The organism is Leeia oryzae DSM 17879 (genome assembly GCF_000376945.1).
GTDB classification, from domain to species: Bacteria; Pseudomonadota; Gammaproteobacteria; order Burkholderiales; family Leeiaceae; genus Leeia; species Leeia oryzae.
Genome location: NZ_AQXU01000016.1, coordinates 87,886 through 108,420, shown reverse-complemented (window position 1 = coordinate 108,420; position 20,535 = coordinate 87,886). Strand labels below are relative to the sequence as shown.

Below are 20,535 nucleotides of genomic sequence, written 5' to 3'. Positions count from 1 at the left end.
TTGTGATGTGGACCCTTTCATGAACTACGAACTACCCCCTTCCCATTTGATCGCGACCCAGGTGGGTCTGGCACTGGCCGAAGACATTGGTGCCGCCGACTGGACCGCGATGCTGATTCCTGCCGACAAACCGGGCAAAGCCACGATTCTGGTACGTGAGTCTGCCGTCATTTGTGGTCAGGCCTGGTTTGAAGAATGCTGCCGGCAGGTAGATGCACGCATCCTGGTAACATGGCGGGTGAAGGAGGGGGAGCTGGCCGGGGAGGATACCGTTGTCTGCGAACTTGCCGGTCCGGCACGTGCCCTGCTGACGGCAGAACGCAGCGCACTGAATTTTCTGCAAACCCTCTCTGGCGTCGCCACCGAGGTACGTCGTTATGCGGACGTGGTGGCCGATTTGCCCGTCAAGATCATGGATACCCGTAAAACCCTGCCGGGGTTACGACTGGCCCAGAAATATGCAGTACGGGTCGGCGGTGGTGTCAACCAGCGTGTTGGCCTGTACGATGGCATCCTGATCAAGGAAAACCACATCATGGCCGCGGGTTCTATTGCCGCAGCGGTGGCTGCCGCCAAAGACCTGAATGCGGGCGTACCCATTCAGGTAGAGGTCGAAACGCTAGATGAACTGCAACAGGCGCTGGATTGCGGTGTCACGCTGGTACTGCTGGACAATATGACGCCAGCCCAAATGCAAGAAGCCGTGCGGCTGTCCGCGGGCAGGGCGCAGCTGGAGGCCTCTGGTAATGCCACCTTCGACAAGGTCCGCATACTGGCCGAAACCGGCGTAGACCGGATTTCGATTGGCGCGCTGACCAAACATGTGCGTGCGACAGATTTTTCCATGCGCTTTCAGCAATAGCGCGCCTGACGTACAGATGTAAAAAATGCCGGATTTACCGGCATTTTTTACATCTGTCACCACATCAAGGGCATTCGCCCGGATGCTTAGTGATGATGGTCGTGGTTAGGGTCATGGGCATGGCCATGATCCAGTTCGTCCTGAGTGGCTTCACGCACTTCAGCAACGGTACCTTTGAAACGCAGGGTCTTGCCAGCCAGTGGGTGGTTGCCATCCAGTACAACCTGACCGCCTTCAATGGCAGACACGGTAAAGACCATCAGTTCGCCGGTTTCGTCGTCGTCAGCTTCAAACATCATGCCAACTTCGATGTCTTTAGGGAACAGGTCCAGTGGCTCGTTACGGATCAGGCTGTCATCGTATTCGCCAAATGCAAATTCTGGTTCCATGACCACATCAACCACGTCGCCTACGGTCTTGCCATGCAGCGCTTCTTCCACTTGCGGGAAAATGCCGTCATAGCCACCGTGCAGGTACACCATCGGGGTTTCGCTCTTGTCCAGCAATTCATTCTGGGCATCAAACATTTCGTAGTTCAGCGCTACAACGCTATCTTTTTTAATCTGCATTACGCATCCTTCCACACCGGCCAAGCCGGAAACGCTTAATAGGGTAACAGGTCAGTGGTGATCCATGCGGATCGACCTGACATACTTGAACATCAAACCGCGCTCGTTCGGGTCGTGGCAGAAGGTGCAAAGCAGCCGTCTTTCATTGGCATGCCGTCGTCTGTGCGGGCGTATTCAATCAGGAGGCTGCACGACCATCTTTACAAGCCTGTGAAAAGGCATAAGATCATCAAATACATCAACCAGCCGCTATTTTAGCTTAAATCAAGCAAGATAAGCGGGGTTGGCCGTATAATTTGCGTATGAATACACAACTTTTATCCCCGATTCCTCAGCCAGATCTTCCCCTGACACTGCTCGGCGGGCTCACCCCAAGACAGTTCCTGCAAGATTACTGGCAAAAAAAACCGCTCTACATACCGGCTGCCGTACCGGGCTTTGCAGACTTGGCCAGTTTCGAGCAACTCGTCAAATTTGCGGGCCGGGATGATGTCATTTCCCGGCTGGTTACCCATGAAGGTGACGACTGGTGTCTTGAACACGGACCGATCGCCAAAAAGCGCTTTACCCAATTGCCTGCAACCAATTGGGCCATGCTGATCCAGAACCTGAATCATCTGATCCCGGAAGCCAATCAGCTATTGCAACAGTTCAACTTCATTCCATATGCCCGTCTGGATGACCTGATGATCAGCTGGGCACCCGAAGGCGGTGGTGTAGGGCCGCATTTCGATAGCTATGATGTCTTTCTGCTGCAAGGTAGCGGCGAAAAACGCTGGCAGATTGGCAGTGAGTGCGACCGCTCGTTGATTCCGGACATTCCGCTGCGGATATTGTCCAACTTCACCCACGAGCACGAATGGGTGCTCAAACCGGGTGACATGCTGTATCTGCCACCTCATTGCGCACATTTTGGTACGCAACTGTCTCCGGGTACGACCTATTCGATCGGCTTCAGAACACCTAGTCATCAAGAGCTGGCTAGCCAGTTTCTGATGTACATGGCAGAACGCATGAGCATCGACGGCATGTATGCCGACCCGGACCTGCCGGTGCAGCAAGCCCCAGGTGAGGTTGGGCAAGATATGGTGGAAAAATGCCAGAAAATTCTCAAGCAGGTCCAATGGAATGATGCGCTGGTGGGGCAGTTCCTGACCAGTTATCTATCCGAGCCCAAGCAGCATGTATGGTTTGAAGAGCCTGCCAAACTGTTGTCTTATGATGCATTTATCAAAAAACTGACCAAACAGACGCTGGTCCTGGATGAAAAATCCATTTGCCTCTTCCATGGGGGGGGCGCCAGCCTGAATGGGGAAGAAATTCCTGAAGAGATCGCCTGCTTGCCTGCCATTCAGACGCTGGCCAACCGCAGAGGGCTGGATGCTGGTGAGTACGATGAGCTACTGACCGACTGGCTGTACGAGATCTATCAGGCAGGGTGGGTGTACTTTGGCTAATGCAGCCTTCCGGCAAATACTGACGGATTTCGCAAGTTTTGATCTTGCCTGTCTGTCTTTGCTGGTGTCTGCCGATGCTGAAATCGACATCTTCACCCATGACTGGCAATACCCGTTATTTGAATCCAGACCTTTCCATGATGCCTTGCATGCTTTCCTCTCCAGAGAGCGGCAAAACCGCGTACGTATCGTGCTGCGTCAGCCGATGCATGCGCAGCGGCATGCAGAAAGGCTGAAAGCCCTGGTCAGGAAATTCCCTGACCAGGTGCTGGTGCATCAGGGTGGCGTAGACGCAACAAAACAGTCTGATACCTTGTTTGTGGTAGACCATACCCATTATTTGCGTCGTTTGGACGAAAATCAGCCCCGTTCTGTCTGGGTAGGCCATGATCCAGCCGAAGTTAAGCCTTTGCAAAACCGGTTTAATGATGCCTGGGACGAGTCTCATGTGGTAATTAGCGCAACAGTGTTGGGTCTATGACAAAGTTTTTTAAAAAAGCTATTTTCTTTTCTGAAAGGCGTGATAGAATTCGCCAGTCGATCGGCACTGTTGCTGGTGAAATGCTATTGCTTAACTGGGCGCGGTCGCTTTTGTCCAATCCGATTTTGTTCGTAACTAGACTAAGGGTATTCAAATGAAACTATCCGTTATCGTAGCCGCTCTGATGGCAGCACTGGCTTTGGCCGCATGTAAAAAAGAAGAACCAGCATCTGAAGCAGCAGCATCTGAAGTTGTAGCTTCTGAAGCTCCAGCATCTGAAGCAGCAGCATCTGAAGCTCCAGCTTCTGAAGCCCCAGCTTCTGAAGCAGCTGCTTCTGAAGCCCCAGCTTCTAAGTAATTCTTAGAGCTGCAAAAAAAGCCGGCCGCAAGGTCGGCTTTTTGTTTTTGTAAGTCATGAAATGGCAATCTGTTACCCGCTGTATTCTTCGGCGTATTTCCCTCCTAGATAATCTGTTTACCTGTTCAATTCCTATGCGCAATTATCTGTGATATTGCCATTACCAGCTTCGCCAGATAATCACCAGATATTTGCATTCCGCAAAAGCCTATAAGAGCGCTTGCAAAGTGATTTCGCACGCCTGGCAAGCTCTAGGATTACCAAAAGAATAACCGCGCAAAAGCGTTAGCTCTGCGCGGTTAAATAGAGGGATTACATGTTGCAAAAATGCCATGCAACCGGTCGGGTGAATCAGAGGCCTAACTGATCCCAAATGCTGTCGATTTTTTCTTTGACTGCGGGCTCCATGGTGATGGGTGTACCCCATTCCCGGTTGGTTTCGCCAGCCCATTTGTTGGTTGCATCCATGCCCATCTTGCTCCCCAGTCCGGATACCGGGCTGGCAAAGTCGAGGTAATCAATCGGCGTATGGTCGACCAGCGTGGTATCCCGGCTCGGGTCCATGCGGGTGGTAATGGCCCACATGACTTCTTTCCAGTCGCGTGTATTCACGTCATCGTCGACTACCACGATAAACTTGGTATACATGAACTGCCGCAAATAGCTCCAGATGCCGAACATCACGCGTTTGGCGTGGCCCGGGTACTGTTTTTTGATCGATACAACGGCCATCCGGTAGGAACACCCTTCCGGAGGCAGGTAAAAGTCCACAATTTCCGGAAATTGCTTCTGCAGGATAGGGACAAAAACCTCATTTAATGCAACACCCAGGATCGCTGGCTCATCAGGTGGCTTGCCGGTATAGGTGCTGTGGTAAATGGGGTTCTCGCGCATGGTGATGCGGTCAATGGTAAAGACCGGGAAACGGTCTTGCTCATTGTAATAGCCTGTATGGTCCCCGTAAGGGCCTTCCATGGCAGACTCGAAACCGGAAGGATCACTCGCATCCGGGTAGATATTGCCTTCCAGCACGATTTCGGCCCTGGCCGGCACATGCAGGTCATTGCCGATGCATTTCACAAGTTCAGTCTTGCTGCCACGCAGCAGACCGGCAAACTGATATTCCGACAAGGTGTCCGGCACGGGCGTAACGGCGCCAAGAATGGTGGCCGGATCACAACCCAGTACCACGGCAACGGGGTAAGGTGTGCCCGGATGTTGGCGGCCGTGCTCGCGGAAATCCAGTGCGCCACCCCGGTGCGCCAGCCAGCGCATGATGACTTTATTGGGGCCGAGAACCTGCTGCCGATAGATGCCCAGATTCTGGCGCTTTTTATTGGGGCCTTTGGTCACGACCAGCCCCCAGGTAATCAGTGGGGCAATATCGCCAGGCCAGCAATGCTGGATGGGCAAGCGGGAGAGGTCAACGTCTTTCCCTTCCCAGACAATGCTCTGACATAGGCCGGAACGCTGAATCTTGGGCGCCATGTTCAGCACTTGTTTCAGAATGGGGAGCTTGTCCCAGGCGTCTTTCAGCCCTTTGGGGGGCTCGGGCTCCTTGAGATAAGCCAGCAAGGTGCCAATTTCACGCAAAGCGCTGACGGAATCTGCCCCCATCCCCATGGCAACGCGCTTGGGCGTGCCAAACAGGTTGGCCAGCACGGGCATGCGCTTTTGCTGAAAACCGGGTTGATAATCAGGCTGCTCAAACAGCAGGGCGGGGCCTTCTGCCCGCAGGATGCGGTCCGATATCTCGGTCATTTCCAGTTTAGGGGAGACCGGGTGCTGAATTCGCTTGAGTTCGCCGACAGCTTCCAGTTGCTGCAGGAAATCCCGTAAATCTTGATAACGCATGATGAGCTTTTGAGGTCGTCTAGTTGGCTGCTATTGTATCTGAAGCCAGTCGAAACCGCTGTATTGATCCGAAATTCGTATCCAGTTCGGGTCGCATGCCAGTGTCTCTGCCAGCGTGCTTTTGACAAGTGCCGGATCGTTGTTTTCCTGGCTCAGGTGTGCGGCAATCAGATGTTGCAGCCGGTTGACGTTCAGTTGCTGCAGCAGTTCTGCCGCCTGGGTATTGGATAGATGGCCATACGGGCCGCCAACACGTTTTTTGAGCGAATACGGATACTTGCCTTCCATCAGCATTTTTTCATCGTGATTGCATTCCAGAATGAAGGCGTCCAGATTTTGCAGCATCCGCGTCATGTGTGCCGTGATGGAGCCTACATCAGTCAGCAAGCCGAGCTTTTTGTTGTCATGGGCGATGACAAATTGCGTGGGCTCCCTTGCATCGTGTGGCACCGTAAAAGGGTGGATGCATAGCGCACCTACTTCCAGTACCTCTGTGGCATGGCTGTCATAGGGTTGCAGCAATGGGAGCCGACTACTGACTTTGGGCGCTGCATTCAATGTGCCGTAACTGGCGTAGACCGGTATCCGGTATTTGCAGGCCAGTTTATCGACACCGGAAATATGATCGGCATGCTCGTGCGTCACAAAAATGGCCTGGACCTGGTCTGGCGTCATGTCGAGTCTGGCCAGCCGGGTTTCTGTTTCTTTCAGCCCCAGCCCGCAATCAATCATGATGCAGGTGTCTTCAGCTTGAACGAGCAGCGAATTGCCTTCACTTCCGCTGCCCAGTGCGGCAAAGCGCATGGATGTGTTCCTGTGTTGCGTGTGATAGTCAGCAACAAAAAACGCGGCCAAGACTGCGCCGCGTTTTTTGTGGTCATGCCAGACGGGCTGGCACAGGCGGATTAACGTAACTGATCGAACAGGATCGATAGCAGTTTGTTGCTGACAGGGCTGGTATCGGCGGCGCCAGTTTTATCCTGTACAGAAACCTGAGAGGTTTCACCGTCAGCCTTCACCGCAATGCGGTACTGAATGACTTCCGGTTTTTTCTTCTCTTCGCTATTGCCCCACAGCCAGGAGAACCAGCCGCCGCTGCTGCCATTGTCAGGCACTTGTTCGTCTTTGTAGCTGACAAAGTAAATGCCGTCATTGCGGTTGCGGTCGACAACGGTAAAGCCACTGCGATCCAGTACCAGTCCAACACGGCGCCATGCTCGGTCAAACTGCTCGTCCAGTGCGATGTAGCCACCGGCACCTTGTTTCACCAGCTTGGCACGTTCATTGGCCGTGCTTTGTTTGTTGGCCAGTGCCTGTTTGGCCGCATTCTCATCCATGCCCAGACGCAGCATCAGGCGGTTCATCATTTCTGCTTCCAGCTCCGGATCAACCGGGCGTGGTTGCCAGACGGTAGAGGAGGCCCCTTTGCTGTTTTTCTCTACATACGCTTCGTACATGCCACGATGGGAGATGTAAATCTCGGTTTTGCCATCTGCCCGACGCTCCATGCGTGTGCGGAATTTGTCGCGCTCATCGGTGGAGTAGGCGCTGTCAAACCATTTGCCGAAGGTGTTACGGATGATGTCATCCGGAATCAAGGCACGGTTTTCGGCCCAGTCGGTTTCCATGATGCCGGTACTTGGCTCTTCCACCTTGATGATGAAGCCCAGTTCCTGCCAGAAGTCTTTGACCGGCAGCCATAGCTGGTCTGGATTAGCGTCGACTACCAGCCAGCGGGTATTGCCCGTGCGCTCGACAGTTACTTTGTTCACTTTTGGCAGAATGTTGCTGTCGGTGCTGTTGGCCGCTTGCGCATTGCCATCGGCGTAGGCTGAGTAAGTGGCGGTGCCACCACGGTTGACTTCCGGCATGCTAAACCGGGAGTCATAGTTTGGCTTGGACAGGTCTGGCGGTACGTCCAGACCCGGCGCTTCACCTGCACTGCGATAATCTATTTTCTTGCCTTGATAAAGCGCGCTGTTACAACCCGCCAGCATCATGGAAATCAGTAAGCAACCAGGAATCAGTTTTGTCGTGCGCATGCACATCTTTCTGTAAGTTGGCATTAATCAGTTACGGCGAATCAGATCACCAGCTTGTTCAAGGGCGGCGCTGACGGCGGTTTGCCCGGCGGCAGACAGCGGGGTCAGCGGCAGGCGAATGCCGTTTTTCATCAGGCCAAGCTGTGCGGTTGCCCATTTCACCGGGATAGGGTTCGCTTCTACAAACAGCTTGGTATGCAGGCCGAACAATGCATTATTGATCTTGCGTGCTTCAGCAATGTTACCGCTGCGTGCAGCAACGCAAAGGTCGTGCATGGCTTTTGGCGCCACGTTGGCCGTGACGGAAATCACGCCATGCCCGCCCAGCAGCATGAACGGCAGGGCGGTTGCATCATCACCCGTATACAACGCAAAGTCTGCCGGAACGCGGCTGAACAGGTCGGTTGCGCGGGCCATGTCACCGGTCGCATCCTTGATGCCGATGATATTTGGAATGGCCGCCAGACGTACCACCGTATCGTTGCTCATGTCGGCAACGGTGCGGCCCGGTACGTTGTACAGAATGACCGGAATATCCACTGCTTCAGCAATGGTTTTGAAATGCTGGTACAAGCCTTCCTGGGTGGGCTTGTTGTAATAAGGCACGACTGACAGGCAAGCCTGGGCACCTGCTTCTTTTGCCGCTTTGGTCAGCGCAATGGCTTCGTGCGTGGAGTTTGCACCTGTGCCGGCAATCACCGGGATGCGACCTTTGGCATGCGCTACCGCAAAGCGGATCAGCTCAACATGCTCTGCAACGGTGACGGTTGGAGATTCACCCGTGGTGCCGACAACGACCAGGCCATCCGACTTCTGCTCGATGTGAAATTCAATCAGTTGGCGGAACGCGTCAAAATCTAGCGAACCGTCTTCGTGCATGGGGGTCACAATTGCAACAAGACTGCCGGTAAGCATGGTACGAATCTTTCCAGAAAATGGTTAGGTGCCGTGGCGTTGCGAAAATGGCACATCCGCCATCAGAACACCACAATAAAGCGATAGTGTAACCGAATAAGTTTGTAAGAGAAAATACCGTTGTGAGATTGACTTCGGAAAGCGCGGGCAAATATGGTAGAATTTGATCATTTGACAAACAAATTCAGGTGCTTGGCGCATGTTCCGGGCATCCTTGTGGTAATAGAGGGCGATCAAGTTGCTTAGTTCCAATAGCATTACAATGCAGTTCGGTGCCAAACCGTTATTTGAAAAAGTATCCGTCAAGTTTGGTGACGGCAACCGTTATGGTCTGATCGGTGCCAATGGCGCGGGTAAGTCTACCTTCATGAAAATTCTTGGGGGGGACCTGGAGCCAACGCACGGTAATGTGAGTCTGGACCCGGGCGAACGCCTGGGCAAGTTGCGTCAGGACCAGTTTGGCTTTGAAGATATGCGCGTGCTGGACGTGGTGCTGATGGGGCATACGGAAATGTGGGCCACCCGTGAAGCGCGGGATGCCATTTATGCCAATCTGGAAGCCACAGAAGAAGATTACATGCGTGCGGCCGAGCTCGAAACGCATTTTGGCGAACTGGGCGGCTATGATGCAGAAGCACGTGCCGGTGCCCTGCTACTGGGCGCGGGGATTCCCGAAAGCCTGCACAATGGCCCGATGAGTGAAGTGGCACCAGGCTTTAAGCTGCGGGTGTTGCTGGCGCAGGCGCTATTCTCTAATCCGGATGTGCTGCTGCTGGACGAACCTACCAACAACCTGGACATCAACACCATTCGCTGGCTGGAAGAAGTACTGAACAGCCGCGAATCTACCATGATCATCATTTCGCATGACCGCCACTTCTTGAACTCGGTCTGTACCCACATTGCCGATCTGGACTACGGTGAAGTGCGCGTGTATCCAGGCAACTACGATGACTACATGATGGCGTCCAGCGAGGCACGTGCCCGCTTGCTGACGGATAACGCCAAGGCGAAAGAAAAAGTCGCCGAGCTGCAGGCATTTGCGGCCCGTTTTGCGGCCAACAAGTCCAAGTCCCGCCAGGCAACCTCGCGCTTGCGTCTGGCCGACAAAATCAAGTCTGAGATGGTCACGGTCAAGCCGTCTTCACGCCAGAACCCGTATATCCGGTTTGAGCCGGATGAGAAAAACAAATTGCACCGCCAGGCAGTCGAGTTGTCCGGTGTGTCCAAATCCTTTGACAAGCCTTTGTTCAAGAATCTGAACCTGATTATCGAAGCCGGCCAGAAAATTGCGGTCATCGGCCCTAACGGCGCGGGTAAGACATCCCTGCTGCGTACGCTGGTAGGCGATCTGGCTCCTGATCATGGTACGGTGAAATGGGCAGAAAAAGCCCAGGTCGGTTATTTTGCCCAGGATCATGCGGCAGATTTTGATACCGACATGAACCTGTATGACTGGATGTACCAGTGGGCGCAACCGGGTGATGACGAACAGGTTATCCGTGGCACGCTGGGCCGTTTGCTGTTCTCAAGTGAAGATACCAAGAAGAGCGCACGCGTATTGTCCGGTGGCGAGAAGTGCCGCATGCTGTTTGGCAAGCTGCTGCTGCAAAAAGACAACGTACTGGTGATGGATGAACCGACAAACCATCTGGATATGGAATCCATTGAATCCTTGAACATGGCGCTGGAGATGTTCAAGGGTACGCTGATTTTCGTATCACATGACCGTCAGTTTGTAAGCTCGCTGGCGACACAGGTGCTGGAGCTGGATGGTGAAGGTGGCTATACCCACTACCTGGGTGGTTACGATGACTATCTGCATAGCCGTGGTATCGAGTAAGTCTTGAGCGATATTTCTGCTTCTGAACGCGGGGCAGGCATGTGCATCTGGGTGGATGCGGATGCCTGCCCCAATGTCATCAAGGATATCCTGTTTCGGGCGGCAGACCGCTGGCAGGTACGCACCACGCTGGTGGCTAACCGCTTGCTGCGCGTGCCGCCTTCGTCCTATCTGTTTGCCCGGCAGGTGCCCGCCGGGTTTGATGTGGCCGATAACTGGATTGTGCAGCATGCTGAAATTGGCGATCTGGTGATTACCGCGGATATTCCGCTGGCCGCTTTAATCATTGAAAAGCAGGCGCATGCCCTGAACCCGCGCGGGGAGTTTTACTCGCCCGAGAATATTCGGGAAAAGCTGGCCATGCGTGATTTTATGGAGTCATTGCGCAGCAGTGGCATAGAAACTGGCGGGCCTTCTGCGCTTAACCAGTCAGACCGGCAAGCTTTTGCCAGCCAACTGGACAAGTTTCTGAACAAATATGCGATGCGCTAACAGGTGTTTCGACCTGGATTGACCGCAGTGCTTCGGCCAATGTATTCATGTTGCTGAGACTACTCTGTTGCGCCCGGTCGCTTTGGCCTTGTAGAGGGCTTCATCTGCCCGGCGCAGGACACTATTGATGTCATGCTCCGTACTAGACAGCGTGGCCACGCCAATGCTGGTGGTGACCGGGATTTCGTTATCTAACACCCGAACCGGTGTTTGACCGATATGCTCGCAAATCTGCCAGGCTATCTGGTTAGCCAGTTCTAGCGGGGTGTCCGGCAGTAAAATGGCAAACTCTTCTCCACCCATCCGGGCAAACAGAGCACTAGTGCTCAGACAGTGCTGGGTTCTGAGCACAATTTCTTTCAGGGTTTCGTCACCGTGTTCATGACCGTAGCGGTCATTGATGATCTTGAAGAAGTCGATATCCATGATCAGCACGGATAACGGGGTCAGCCGCTGACTGGCTTGCAGGATAAAATCGTCGGCCTGCTGAAAGAAATAACGTCGGTTGGCAATGTTTGTCAGCGGATCGATATTGGCCTGTTTTCTTAGCGCCGCGGCCAGGGCTAACTGTTCTGTGACATCGACGTACACATTGACGTATTTGTCTCCAATGGCCCTGAACCTGAATTCGATATTCTTTTTGCTGCCATCCTTGCAGTGAACCTCCCAGATCTGGGGTGGCATATCCATCCCTTTTTCTGTGGCCTCCTTGACTGCAGCCAGCCAGGTTTCCGAGACCAGTTTGCGGTAACTCGGGTCCGGGTAGGCCACCTCCCACCATTCATCCAGCGTGATGACATCCTGTTCCGGGGTGTACCCAAAGATTTCGAAAAACTTGTTATTGATGAACAGAGTATCTGCGGTATTTATATTGGCAGACGAGATTTCAATGGCAACGGGTAACCAGTTCAGGATGGCTTTGGTTTCGTCGCTGAGCATGGCGATGTTTTTGGGGGGAGGCAACAGGGTTGACCCGCCGGTTTTGTCGACAAGGGTGAGTAGCAAATGGTGTTGCTGATCTAGCAGGCACACCCTGCATACCAGTACCCGCGTATGGCCGTTTTTCTGATGCAGATGAAAAGGGGTGCCGGGCCCGGGTTCCAGATTGTGGGTGTTATGAATGATCGGTTTTAAAGTGTCCAGTGTTTCTACGTCTAGCAGCGTATCCAGCAAGCTCCCTTTAGCGAGCTGGTGATCAAAGAGGCGACTGGCCGACGGGTTGAAATCGGACACAGTGATAGCACCTGCGGGTTCGATATGCAGGACGAGCAGCGGGGTGCCCACGCGGTGTATCCAGGGGAACCCGTCAGTATTGCCTGGTGGTGCGTTGGGGGTCTCCACGTCTCTGTTCGCCTTCATGTATGCAGGTCAATATGTGCTCAACAGCGGCCACGGTATCCGCGTGAATTGTTGCGGTACTGCTTTTGTTATAGTGATTAATCCCGGCTACTTCAAGCCACCATCTGGCCGGTACATTCATTTCGTTGCAGATATGGATGCATTACCCAAGAGATAATGGGAATATTTCCCACATTTTGTAGATCTTGGCATTACAATATGCAATATGAGCGAAGATCACATCCCTGTCTTGCCTGATGAACCCCCGCGGCCGCCCTCGCGCATGCTGCGAGCGGCTGCTTGGGCGTTAAGACCCTTGGTCAAATTATTATTGCACCGCGGGGTGGGCTACCCGGAGTTTGCCGAGCAATTAAAAGCGGTTTTTGTGGATGTTGCGGCCAAGGAGTTTCCGATCCCGGGTAAACGGGATACGGATAGCCGGATCAGTGTCTTGACGGGCATATACCGGCGGGACATTAAGCGGATTCGCCAGGCGCTTGCGACCGATCAGGATACCGAAACCTCCATTTCGGATGTGAAAGCGTCTGAGGAAATGTCGCTTAGCGCCCGCGTGGTGGGGTTGTGGACGGGGTTGCCAGGCTTCACCGATGCGCATGGTGTACCGAAGCCAATTGCACGCCTGGCCAGTAAAGGCGGAGAGATATCGTTTGAGGCACTGGTCAAGCAAGTGAACCGGGATACCCATGCACGGACATTGCTGGACGAGTGGGTGAGAGTGGGGGCCGCCAGCATTGATGAACACAATGATGTCCATCTGCATCTGGATGCCTTCCTGTCTGGCAAGTCGCTGGATGAGAAAGCCTATTACCTTCAGCATAATGCCTATGATCATCTGGCGGCACTCACGCATAACCTCACCGGTGAAACGCCTGTCATGCTGGAGCGTTGCGTGATTTACCGGGGCCTGACCGAATCGTCCATTGCCGAGCTGGCGGAGCTGGCCAGATCCAAAGGCATGCAGGCATTGCACCAGGTAAACCAGCGTGCCATCGAGTTAAAAGCACAAGATAGCGGACAAAAAGAAGCCAGATACCGGTTTAATTTTGGCGCGTATTTTTTCCATGAAGCCACTAAAAAAGGGCCCCATGATGAGTAGGGTTGTGTCCGGATTTTTGCGCGGAGTTTCCCAGCTGTTTGTCACGTTGATGGCATGTGCATGGGGTACGTCTGTATTGGCCAATCCATGTGCGGATCAGGCACCTGTCAATACGCTATCTGCGTTGCCAGACGGGAAAATATCTACCGAACCTGAAGGGTTGGGCGGAACGGGCGTCAAGGTGGCCGGGGGTGACAAACAGCAAAATGACGGCCCGGAAGGTTTGGGCGGCACCGGTATTGCCGGCATGATTACCGGTTTTGGCAGTATTTGTGTTAACGGTGTCGAAGTGCATTACAGCAGCACGACGCCAGTGGATGTGAATGGTCTGCCTGTGCCATCTAGCGCGCTAAAAATTGGCCAACGAGTGGTGATTGAAGCACTGGGTCTGGGGCCGGAAGTAGTGGCGAAAAAAGTGTCAGTCGAGCCGGTGCTGGTAGGCAAGGTGGATGCCGTGGCGAAAGATGGCACTACTCTCACGCTGCTGGGGCAAACGGTGGTCATGACGAATAAGACAAACGTCGTACCGGGCATGACCTTGCGTGTAAGTGGTTATTGGGGGCCGGATGGTGTGGTCTATGCCAGCTTGCTGGAGCCGGTGGCAGATACGGTATCGCTGGTGACCGGACCCGTGAGCGTCGCCAAGGGGCTGGTGCAGGTAGGTAATGTGCCGGTACAAGGGTTGCAGGGGGCTAAATCCGGTGTGACGGTGACGGTTCATGGTAACTGGTCTGGTAGCGCACTGCAGGCGGCCGGTCAGCGGGCGTCTGTCTCTGAGCAACTGCTGGGGCAAAAAGGCATTATACGTTTTGAACTGCAGGGGCTGACGCAGGTAAAAAACCGTCAGGCATTTAACCTGGCCGGGCAGATGGTCCGTACGACGCCGGATACGCGCTTTGTGGGTGAGGATGTCGTGAAGACCAGTGATATCCAGCAAGTACGGGTGAGTGGCGTACTGAAAGAGGGGCGCTTTGTAGCAGAGACGGTGCGGGTGGAAGGACATGCCAGCCCATTCAAGGGGGAGGGAACCCGGGGGGGCAAATCTGCCGCTTGGTTGTCGGATGACAAAGAGAGCCGTTCCGGTGAGGGTGGTTCGGATGATGGTGGCCACTCATCGGGATCCTCCGGAGACAGCAAGGAAAGTAGTTCTACTGAATCCCGTTCTTCTGATGGCGGTGGTTCCAAAGGGTCTGGCTCTTCTGGCGGTGGTGGTAGCGGGGGGCATGGTGGAGATGATGATTAGGCACGGGTAGCCCGCGTATTCCCGGCCCGCCACTGTGTGTGGCTGGTCGTGTGTATTCAAATCCTTATCCCTGTGTCGGACTTTCTGTCCGGTAAAGGGATAAGGATTTTTTATTACCCGTTAAAAAATGGTACTTTTTACCATTTTTATGATATATTGAAATTGTCAGCTGCGTTGACAAAAAAATTGAAGCGCAACATTCATCTTAATTACCGGTAGGAGTTGGCCATGTTAAAGACAAAATTGATGGTAGCGATGATTGCAGCATTGTTTGCGGCAGCAACTTATGCAGATGATTCCGTGCCTGGAGCGGATGATACGGTCGCAGAAACACCAAGCGGCACGGATGTGAGTGGTGTGGATGACAATAACGATAATGGTACTACTGCCTCAACCGGTAGCACGGCATCTGACGATGCCAATGATGACAATGATCACGACGGCGCATCGACTGCAGGTGGTTCGACTTCTGCCTCAGCCTCCGATGACAGTAACGATGACGGCCCAGACCATGCCGCAACCGAAACGCATGATAGTCATTCCAACGGGTCGGGTGCCAGAGGTTCTTCCGGTCACGGTGGGGAGTCACATGGGGGTGGGGATCATGGCGGCGACCACGGCGGTGACGATTGAGGACCTCAAAGTCGACGACTAAATAGTCATGCCTGTCCGTTTTAAGGCTGGCATGTCCAAGAAAAAGCCCGGCAATCCATCGTTTGTCGGGCTTTTTCTTGGCGCATTCTGCCGGGTATCATGTTCAGCACGGGAAATGCCTACACTGCCAACGCCATTTCCTTGAGGGTGACATAGTCTGTTTTGCCTGTCCCTAACAGTGGCAGGTTTTCCACCCGACGGATCTTCCGGGGGACTGCCAGTTCGGGCAGTCCTTTTTCTTTGGCGGTTGCTAGTAATTGTTCACGGCTCAGGCTGGCATCGGTGGTAAACAAGACCAAAGCCTCTCCTTTGGCCAGGTCTGGCTGGCTGCTGGCAGCATGCTGTTTGTCCGGGCTGGCCAGCTGGGCCAGTTTTTCTACCACTTCCAGCGAGATCATTTCGCCGGCGATTTTTGCAAACCGTTTGACCCGACCGGTGATTTTGACAAAGCCGTCACTGTCCAGATCTACCACGTCTCCGGTATCGTACCAGCCATCTCCAGCCTCTGAGGTGGGTTTTTGCAGAACACCGGGTTGTTCAAACCGGTAGTAGCCGGACATCACGTTTGGGCCTTTGACATGCAGGATACCCCCCTGATCAATGCCGGGTACCGGGATCAGTTGATGCTGGATGCCCGGCAGCAACTGCCCAACCGTACCGCTGCGATACGCCATGGGGGTATTGCAGGCAATGACCGGGGCGGTTTCGGTTGCCCCATAGCCTTCGAAGATCCGGATGCCGAATTTCTCGAACCAGATATCCTTGACCGGCTGGGTCAGTTTTTCGGCCCCTGCGACCACAAAGCGCAGACGGAAGAAATCATACGGATGAGCAAAGCGCGCATAGTTGCCCAGGAAGGTACTGGTGCCAAACAGGATGGAACAGCCGCGATCGTAGGCGATTTCCGGAATCACCCGATAATGCAGCGGGCTTGGATACAGAAACAGGTTGATGCCCGAGAACAGCGGCAACAGCGCACCCGCTGTCAGCCCAAAGGAGTGGAAAATCGGCAGGGCATTGAGCACTTTGTCGGTCACGGAAAAATCCACAATAGCGCGGATTTGGGCGATGTTCGACAGAATGGCCCGGTGGGACAAGGCCACGCCTTTGGGTTTGCCTTCCGAGCCAGAAGTAAACAAGACCACGGCCGTGTCTTCCGGATGTGCTTTTTCTACGGCACGGGCGGGCAGCCAGCGGGCAAAACCGATCCACCACAGTTTGTCTGCCAGCGTCACGGTTTCGCGCAGGTCCTCCAGATAGACCAGTTTCAGGTTCTGCAAGCCGGCCAGTGTTTTGTCCAGTTTGGCTTGTTCGATAAACGCCCGGGAGGTAATGATGGTGTGGATGTCTGCTGCGATGCAGGCATTTTGCATGCCATCGGTGCCTGCCGTGTAATTGAGCATGGCCGGGACGCGCTTGAACGCGGTCAGGCCGATCAGCAGCCCAAGGGTCGGCGCCAGGTTTGGCAGCAGCAAGCCCACACGTTCGCCGGGTACGGTAAATTTGCTGGAAAGACGGCCCAGCATCAGTGTCATGCGCTGGATATCGCCATAGTGGTATTCAATCTGCTTGATGTCTTCTACCAGTTTGCGACGCCGGCCATAGATGTCGCTGGCTTCCAGCAGGCTTTCATAGAGTGTCGTGACCGGGCGTGACAGAAAGTTAAGCTCTTGCATCAAGCGGCGCATGACTTCGCCGGCCTTTTTGCGACGCAATTTGGCCGTTGGTGCTTCAGGCATGGCCATCATGGTGGGTGGCTGGAAAGTCAGGGTAATTTTAGGGAACAGGCGTTTGGGGTGGGTGCCCGGCAAACGCGAGAAATAGCTGCGGGTAGCACCGTCAATCTGCACCGGACACAGCGTGGCCCCGGTTTTGGCTGCTACAAAAGCCGGGCCTTCATACACTTTCATCAGGCTACCGGTGACGGTGATTCGGCCTTCTGGAAAGATCACGACCGGGCGACCGCTTTCTACCAAGCGGAGAATTTGCTTCATCGCCATCGGATGGGTAGGTTCTACGGTCATGTAATCGACCATGGCCAGCATCCAGCGGAACATACGCTGACGGGCAATGCCAGAGTTCACGATGAACATTGGCTTGATGGGGAGAAACAGCCCCAGCAGCAGGCCATCCAGAAACGATTGATGGTTGGCGATGATTAACTGCTTCTGGTGATTGAACAGGTGCTTGTGTCCCCGGATCTCCACCCGGAACAAGACCGAAAACAGAAAACGTAACACCGGGCGCAGCACCGTCTGCAAGAAGGATTTCATGTCAGGCTTTCCGGATGAACAGGTTGATCAGACCCTGACGGCAGGCGGGCAGTCCCACCAGCAAATACAGGGCAACACAGGCATTCAATAGACCGGTGAACAGGAATATCTGCAGGATGCTGAATTTGGCCGCCAGCAGGCTGATGGCAAAGGCCGCTGCAATGACCATGAAAAAGGCGTTCATGATGTTGTTGGTGGCAATCATGCGGGAACGATAGGCCGGGTCGGACTCTGCCTGCATCATGGCATAGAGCGGCACGCAATACAGCCCGCCGGAGACGCCGATCATCATCAGGTCCAGTACTACCCGGTAACTACCGGCGGTGTGGAAGAAAGCACCAATGTCTTGGGGGGCGGCTATCGTCTGTGCAGGCGCTGCAAAAAACAGGTCGACCGCAAACAGGGTCAGCCCAAGCGCCCCCAGCGGCACCAGGCCTACCTCGACATGCTGATGAGAGAGCTTGTCGCACATGAGCGAACCCACCCCGATGCCGATCGAAAACAGCGCCAGCAGCAGGGTCACCACATGTTCATTGCCGGCCAGATGCAATTTGGCAAAGCCGGGGAACTGCGATAAAAACACGGCGCCATAGAACCAGAACCACGAAATGCCGATGATGGACAGAAAGACGCGGCGGTTCTGTTTGGCAAAACGCACATTGCGGATGGTCTCAGAAACCGGATTCCAGTTGATGTTGAGATCGGGCGCGGCGGCGGGGGCGAGTGGAATGCTCCTGCTGCAAAGATAGCCGATCACGGCAATGCTGGCGGTGGCGATAGCGGCATACGTGGCGCCCGCATCCCCCATGCCTGCCAGGGTACCGCCCAGAATGGTACCGAGCAGAATGGCCAGAAAGGTGCCGGATTCAACCAGCGCGTTACCGGCAACCAGTTCGTTGTCGGCCAGATGCTGCGGCAGGATGGAGTACTTGACCGGTCCGAACAGGGTAGAGTGCATTCCCATCAAAAAGAGGGCCACCATCAGCAAGGTCAGGTCGGGTAGCAAAAAGCCAGCCCCGGCAATGAACATGATGCCGATTTCGATCAGCTTCACCCAGCGGACGATTCGGGATTTTTCATATTTGTCGGCCAGCTGGCCTGCCGTGGCCGAGAACAGAAACATGGGCAGAATGAAAATGCCGGCACAAAGGTTGACCCACAAGGCCGGGTTGCTGACCTGCAGTTTGGCGGCCTGGAACGTAATCAGGATCACCATCGCATTTTTCAGCACGTTATCATTGCCGGCCCCCATGAACTGGGTCAGGAACAGGGGTAAAAACTTCCGCTGTTTTAACAGGGCAAACTGGCTGTGTGACATGGATTTCTCCTGATTTGTTTGCGCGTCATGATACATGACTTTGGGTTATTTCCGGAGCGAAAGCGACGAGCGCCACGGCGTACTCACGCTGCGTTTGATGAGCCCAGTATGCGCTCACATCACCGCAAGACCAATTCATAAAGATACTGTATTTAATATTTTGATAAATAGTATCAATTTTTGATACTATTTCTGCATGGAAGATATCAACAGACTGGTTCAGACCATCAAAAGACACCTGAAAGCCAAAGGCATGACCTACCGGATGCTGGCCGAGCAGTTGCAGCTATCAGAAGTAAGCATCAAGCGTAGCCTGTCGACTGGCCAGATGACACTGGCACGTCTGGCAGACATTGCACACTGTCTGGACATGACACTGGCAGAACTGGCGCTGGCAACCCTGGATGCACCGCCGATCGACCAGCTGACGGAGGCGCAGGAACAGCAGTTGGTGGATGACCCGCAACTGCTGCTGGTGGCCGTGTGTGTACTGAATCACTGGACACTGAAAGACATCCTGGCGTATTACCAGTTGACGGAAGCCACCTGTATTCGCTTACTGGCGCAACTGGACCAGCTGCGTTTGATCGACTGGCTGCCGGACAATCGGGTACGCCTTAAAGTTTCACGCCAGTTTGCCTGGCGGCAGGACGGACCGATTTTCCGGTTTTTCCGCCAGCAAGGGGAGCGCGATTTTCTGACGAGTGATTTCCATGCTGAGCCGGACGAATATGCATTTGTCCATGGCATGCTGACATCGGATGCAAGGCGACAGTTTTCCCGCAAATTGCAGCAGCTCAGAGAGGATTTTGCCAGTTTGCACCAGCAAAGCCTCACTGCGCCACTTTCGGAGCGGCATGGGGTAGGCGTATTATTGGCAACCAGGGGCTGGGAGCTCCGTGCTTTTGGCCATATGCGTAAAAAGACAAATTCATAATCACCAGTGATACAGACAGAAAGCAGACAAACCATGACGATTGGTGCCTTTATTATCGGGGATGAAATCCTGTCCGGCAGACGTAAAGATGCCCATATGGCCAAATTGATCGAGATGCTGGCGGCACGAGGCCTTGAGTTGTCGTGGTGTCATTATCTGGGGGACGATCGTGAGCGCCAGGCTGATGCATACCGGCGCTCGTTTGCAACGAGTGATATCGTCTTCTCGTTTGGCGGCATTGGTGCAACACCCGATGATCACTCCCGGCAGGCAGCTGCCATGGCTCTCGGGGTACCGCTGGCGATGCATCCGGAAGGGATTAAAGAACTCGAGGCCCAGTTTGGGGCTGAAGCCTGGCCTAACCGGGTGAAGATGGTGGAATACCCGCAAGGCGCACGCATTATTCCTAACCCGATCAACCGCGTGCCGGGTTTTTCGGTCGGGACGCATCATTTTGTACCCGGGTTTCCCAACATGGCCTGGCCCATGGTGGAATGGGTGCTGAACCACGATTACCCCGATTTGCGTGCGGCGAGCAAGATGACCCGCAGCTTTCTGTGTCATGACGCGCGAGAGAGCGTCTTGCTGGGGTTGATGGAAACCTTTGTTGCCCGATTCCCGGAGGTCAGGTTCTCCAGCCTGCCTCACAGTATCGACCCGGTAAATCCCAAGCCGCCTGTCATCGAATTTGGTGTGACCGGCCACGCAGAGGCTGTGGAAACGGCGGTTGACTGGTTACGCTCCGAGCTGTTAAAAGGAGGGTATCGACTGGACTAACCTGT

Annotated in this window: 19 protein-coding genes; 10 read left to right on the top strand and 9 right to left on the bottom strand. The window is 54.2% G+C overall.

Features of this window, described 5'->3' with window-relative positions; genetic code table 11:
- Window positions 1-19 precede the first annotated feature (19 nt).
- Window positions 20-862 (top strand): carboxylating nicotinate-nucleotide diphosphorylase, encoded by an 843-nt coding sequence (gene nadC, locus F552_RS0103980; RefSeq protein WP_018150430.1) that lies wholly within the window; start codon window positions 20-22, stop codon window positions 860-862.
- 86 nt (window positions 863-948) lie between these two features.
- On the opposite strand, the gene F552_RS0103975 is transcribed toward nadC, so the two are convergent.
- Window positions 949-1,431, bottom strand: a complete 483-nt coding sequence (locus tag F552_RS0103975; protein ID WP_018150429.1) for an FKBP-type peptidyl-prolyl cis-trans isomerase — start codon at window positions 1,429-1,431, stop codon at window positions 949-951.
- Window positions 1,432-1,733: 302 nt separating this feature from the next.
- Between F552_RS0103975 and F552_RS0103970 the strand changes: the two genes are divergently transcribed.
- Together F552_RS0103970 and F552_RS0103965 are read left to right on the top strand one after the other, a co-directional pair.
- A complete protein-coding gene (locus tag F552_RS0103970) occupies window positions 1,734-2,888 on the top strand; it encodes a cupin domain-containing protein (RefSeq protein ID WP_018150428.1) in 1,155 nt (384 codons plus the stop codon).
- Window positions 2,881-3,369 (top strand): DUF7931 domain-containing protein, encoded by a 489-nt coding sequence (locus F552_RS0103965; RefSeq protein WP_018150427.1) that lies wholly within the window; start codon window positions 2,881-2,883, stop codon window positions 3,367-3,369. Before F552_RS0103970 ends, F552_RS0103965 begins: the two co-directional genes overlap by 8 nt.
- 150 nt (window positions 3,370-3,519) lie before the next feature.
- Here F552_RS0103965 and F552_RS20460 read toward each other — a convergent pair whose 3' ends face one another.
- The 5 genes from F552_RS20460 to dapA form a co-directional block, all read right to left on the bottom strand.
- A complete protein-coding gene (locus tag F552_RS20460) occupies window positions 3,520-3,795 on the bottom strand; it encodes a hypothetical protein (RefSeq protein WP_156802215.1) in 276 nt (91 codons plus the stop codon).
- 283 nt (window positions 3,796-4,078) lie between these two features.
- Complete coding sequence (gene ubiD / locus F552_RS0103955) at window positions 4,079-5,581, bottom strand: 4-hydroxy-3-polyprenylbenzoate decarboxylase (RefSeq protein WP_018150425.1); 1,503 nt, start codon at window positions 5,579-5,581, stop codon at window positions 4,079-4,081.
- Between the two features lie 30 nt (window positions 5,582-5,611).
- Complete coding sequence (locus F552_RS0103950; RefSeq protein WP_018150424.1) at window positions 5,612-6,385, bottom strand: MBL fold metallo-hydrolase; 774 nt, start codon at window positions 6,383-6,385, stop codon at window positions 5,612-5,614.
- 101 nt (window positions 6,386-6,486) lie between these two features.
- Window positions 6,487-7,623: an NlpB/DapX family lipoprotein gene (bamC, locus tag F552_RS0103940; RefSeq protein WP_018150422.1), complete on the bottom strand. Its 1,137-nt coding sequence runs from the start codon at window positions 7,621-7,623 to the stop codon at window positions 6,487-6,489.
- A 27-nt stretch (window positions 7,624-7,650) separates the two neighbouring features.
- Complete coding sequence (dapA, locus tag F552_RS0103935; RefSeq protein ID WP_018150421.1) at window positions 7,651-8,538, bottom strand: 4-hydroxy-tetrahydrodipicolinate synthase; 888 nt, start codon at window positions 8,536-8,538, stop codon at window positions 7,651-7,653.
- Between the two features lie 238 nt (window positions 8,539-8,776).
- Here dapA and F552_RS0103930 point away from each other — a divergent pair, with 238 nt between their 5' ends.
- Window positions 8,777-10,381 (top strand): ABC-F family ATPase, encoded by a 1,605-nt coding sequence (locus tag F552_RS0103930; protein WP_026182379.1) that lies wholly within the window; start codon window positions 8,777-8,779, stop codon window positions 10,379-10,381.
- Window positions 10,382-10,384: 3 nt separating this feature from the next.
- A complete protein-coding gene (locus F552_RS0103925; protein ID WP_245546652.1) occupies window positions 10,385-10,873 on the top strand; it encodes a YaiI/YqxD family protein in 489 nt (162 codons plus the stop codon).
- A gap of 45 nt (window positions 10,874-10,918) precedes the next feature.
- Here F552_RS0103925 and F552_RS0103920 read toward each other — a convergent pair whose 3' ends face one another.
- Entirely contained in the window at window positions 10,919-12,232 is a 1,314-nt protein-coding gene (locus F552_RS0103920) for a sensor domain-containing diguanylate cyclase (protein WP_018150418.1), read from the bottom strand.
- A 205-nt stretch (window positions 12,233-12,437) separates the two neighbouring features.
- Between F552_RS0103920 and F552_RS0103915 the strand changes: the two genes are divergently transcribed.
- From F552_RS0103915 to F552_RS0103905, 3 genes are all read left to right on the top strand, one after another.
- Window positions 12,438-13,328 (top strand): DUF6502 family protein, encoded by an 891-nt coding sequence (locus F552_RS0103915; protein WP_051078255.1) that lies wholly within the window; start codon window positions 12,438-12,440, stop codon window positions 13,326-13,328.
- Complete coding sequence (locus tag F552_RS20455) at window positions 13,318-14,571, top strand: DUF5666 domain-containing protein (protein WP_156802214.1); 1,254 nt, start codon at window positions 13,318-13,320, stop codon at window positions 14,569-14,571. The genes F552_RS0103915 and F552_RS20455 overlap by 11 nt, the downstream gene beginning before the upstream one ends.
- Window positions 14,572-14,799: 228 nt before the next feature.
- Window positions 14,800-15,204 (top strand): hypothetical protein, encoded by a 405-nt coding sequence (locus tag F552_RS0103905; protein ID WP_026182375.1) that lies wholly within the window; start codon window positions 14,800-14,802, stop codon window positions 15,202-15,204.
- A gap of 140 nt (window positions 15,205-15,344) precedes the next feature.
- Here F552_RS0103905 and aas read toward each other — a convergent pair whose 3' ends face one another.
- Entirely contained in the window at window positions 15,345-17,498 is a 2,154-nt protein-coding gene (aas, locus tag F552_RS0103900) for a bifunctional acyl-ACP--phospholipid O-acyltransferase/long-chain-fatty-acid--ACP ligase (protein ID WP_018150414.1), read from the bottom strand.
- Between the two features lies 1 nt (window position 17,499).
- A complete protein-coding gene (locus F552_RS0103895) occupies window positions 17,500-18,816 on the bottom strand; it encodes an MFS transporter (RefSeq protein ID WP_018150413.1) in 1,317 nt (438 codons plus the stop codon).
- 196 nt (window positions 18,817-19,012) lie between these two features.
- On the opposite strand from F552_RS0103895, the gene F552_RS0103890 reads away from it, so the two are divergent.
- Window positions 19,013-19,753 carry a helix-turn-helix domain-containing protein gene (locus F552_RS0103890; RefSeq protein WP_018150412.1) on the top strand — a complete coding sequence of 247 codons (741 nt, stop codon included), beginning with the start codon at window positions 19,013-19,015 and terminating at the stop codon, window positions 19,751-19,753.
- A gap of 33 nt (window positions 19,754-19,786) precedes the next feature.
- On the top strand, window positions 19,787-20,530 hold the full coding sequence (locus F552_RS0103885; protein ID WP_018150411.1) for a competence/damage-inducible protein A: 744 nt from the start codon (window positions 19,787-19,789) through the stop codon (window positions 20,528-20,530).
- Window positions 20,531-20,535 lie beyond the last annotated feature (5 nt).

What these genes read in the sequence shown, in the direction of transcription:
- nadC (WP_018150430.1), top strand. Translation starts at nt 20, where the DNA reads ATGAACTACGAACTACCCCCTTCCCATTTGATCGCGACCCAGGTGGGT.
- F552_RS0103975 (WP_018150429.1), bottom strand. Translation starts at nt 1,431, where the DNA reads ATGCAGATTAAAAAAGATAGCGTTGTAGCGCTGAACTACGAAATGTTT.
- F552_RS0103970 (WP_018150428.1), top strand. Translation starts at nt 1,734, where the DNA reads ATGAATACACAACTTTTATCCCCGATTCCTCAGCCAGATCTTCCCCTG.
- ubiD (WP_018150425.1), bottom strand. Translation starts at nt 5,581, where the DNA reads ATGCGTTATCAAGATTTACGGGATTTCCTGCAGCAACTGGAAGCTGTC.
- F552_RS0103950 (WP_018150424.1), bottom strand. Translation starts at nt 6,385, where the DNA reads ATGCGCTTTGCCGCACTGGGCAGCGGAAGTGAAGGCAATTCGCTGCTC.
- bamC (WP_018150422.1), bottom strand. Translation starts at nt 7,623, where the DNA reads ATGCGCACGACAAAACTGATTCCTGGTTGCTTACTGATTTCCATGATG.
- dapA (WP_018150421.1), bottom strand. Translation starts at nt 8,538, where the DNA reads ATGCTTACCGGCAGTCTTGTTGCAATTGTGACCCCCATGCACGAAGAC.
- F552_RS0103920 (WP_018150418.1), bottom strand. Translation starts at nt 12,232, where the DNA reads ATGAAGGCGAACAGAGACGTGGAGACCCCCAACGCACCACCAGGCAAT.
- F552_RS0103915 (WP_051078255.1), top strand. Translation starts at nt 12,438, where the DNA reads ATGAGCGAAGATCACATCCCTGTCTTGCCTGATGAACCCCCGCGGCCG.
- F552_RS20455 (WP_156802214.1), top strand. Translation starts at nt 13,318, where the DNA reads ATGATGAGTAGGGTTGTGTCCGGATTTTTGCGCGGAGTTTCCCAGCTG.
- F552_RS0103905 (WP_026182375.1), top strand. Translation starts at nt 14,800, where the DNA reads ATGTTAAAGACAAAATTGATGGTAGCGATGATTGCAGCATTGTTTGCG.
- aas (WP_018150414.1), bottom strand. Translation starts at nt 17,498, where the DNA reads ATGAAATCCTTCTTGCAGACGGTGCTGCGCCCGGTGTTACGTTTTCTG.
- F552_RS0103895 (WP_018150413.1), bottom strand. Translation starts at nt 18,816, where the DNA reads ATGTCACACAGCCAGTTTGCCCTGTTAAAACAGCGGAAGTTTTTACCC.
- F552_RS0103890 (WP_018150412.1), top strand. Translation starts at nt 19,013, where the DNA reads ATGGAAGATATCAACAGACTGGTTCAGACCATCAAAAGACACCTGAAA.
- F552_RS0103885 (WP_018150411.1), top strand. Translation starts at nt 19,787, where the DNA reads ATGACGATTGGTGCCTTTATTATCGGGGATGAAATCCTGTCCGGCAGA.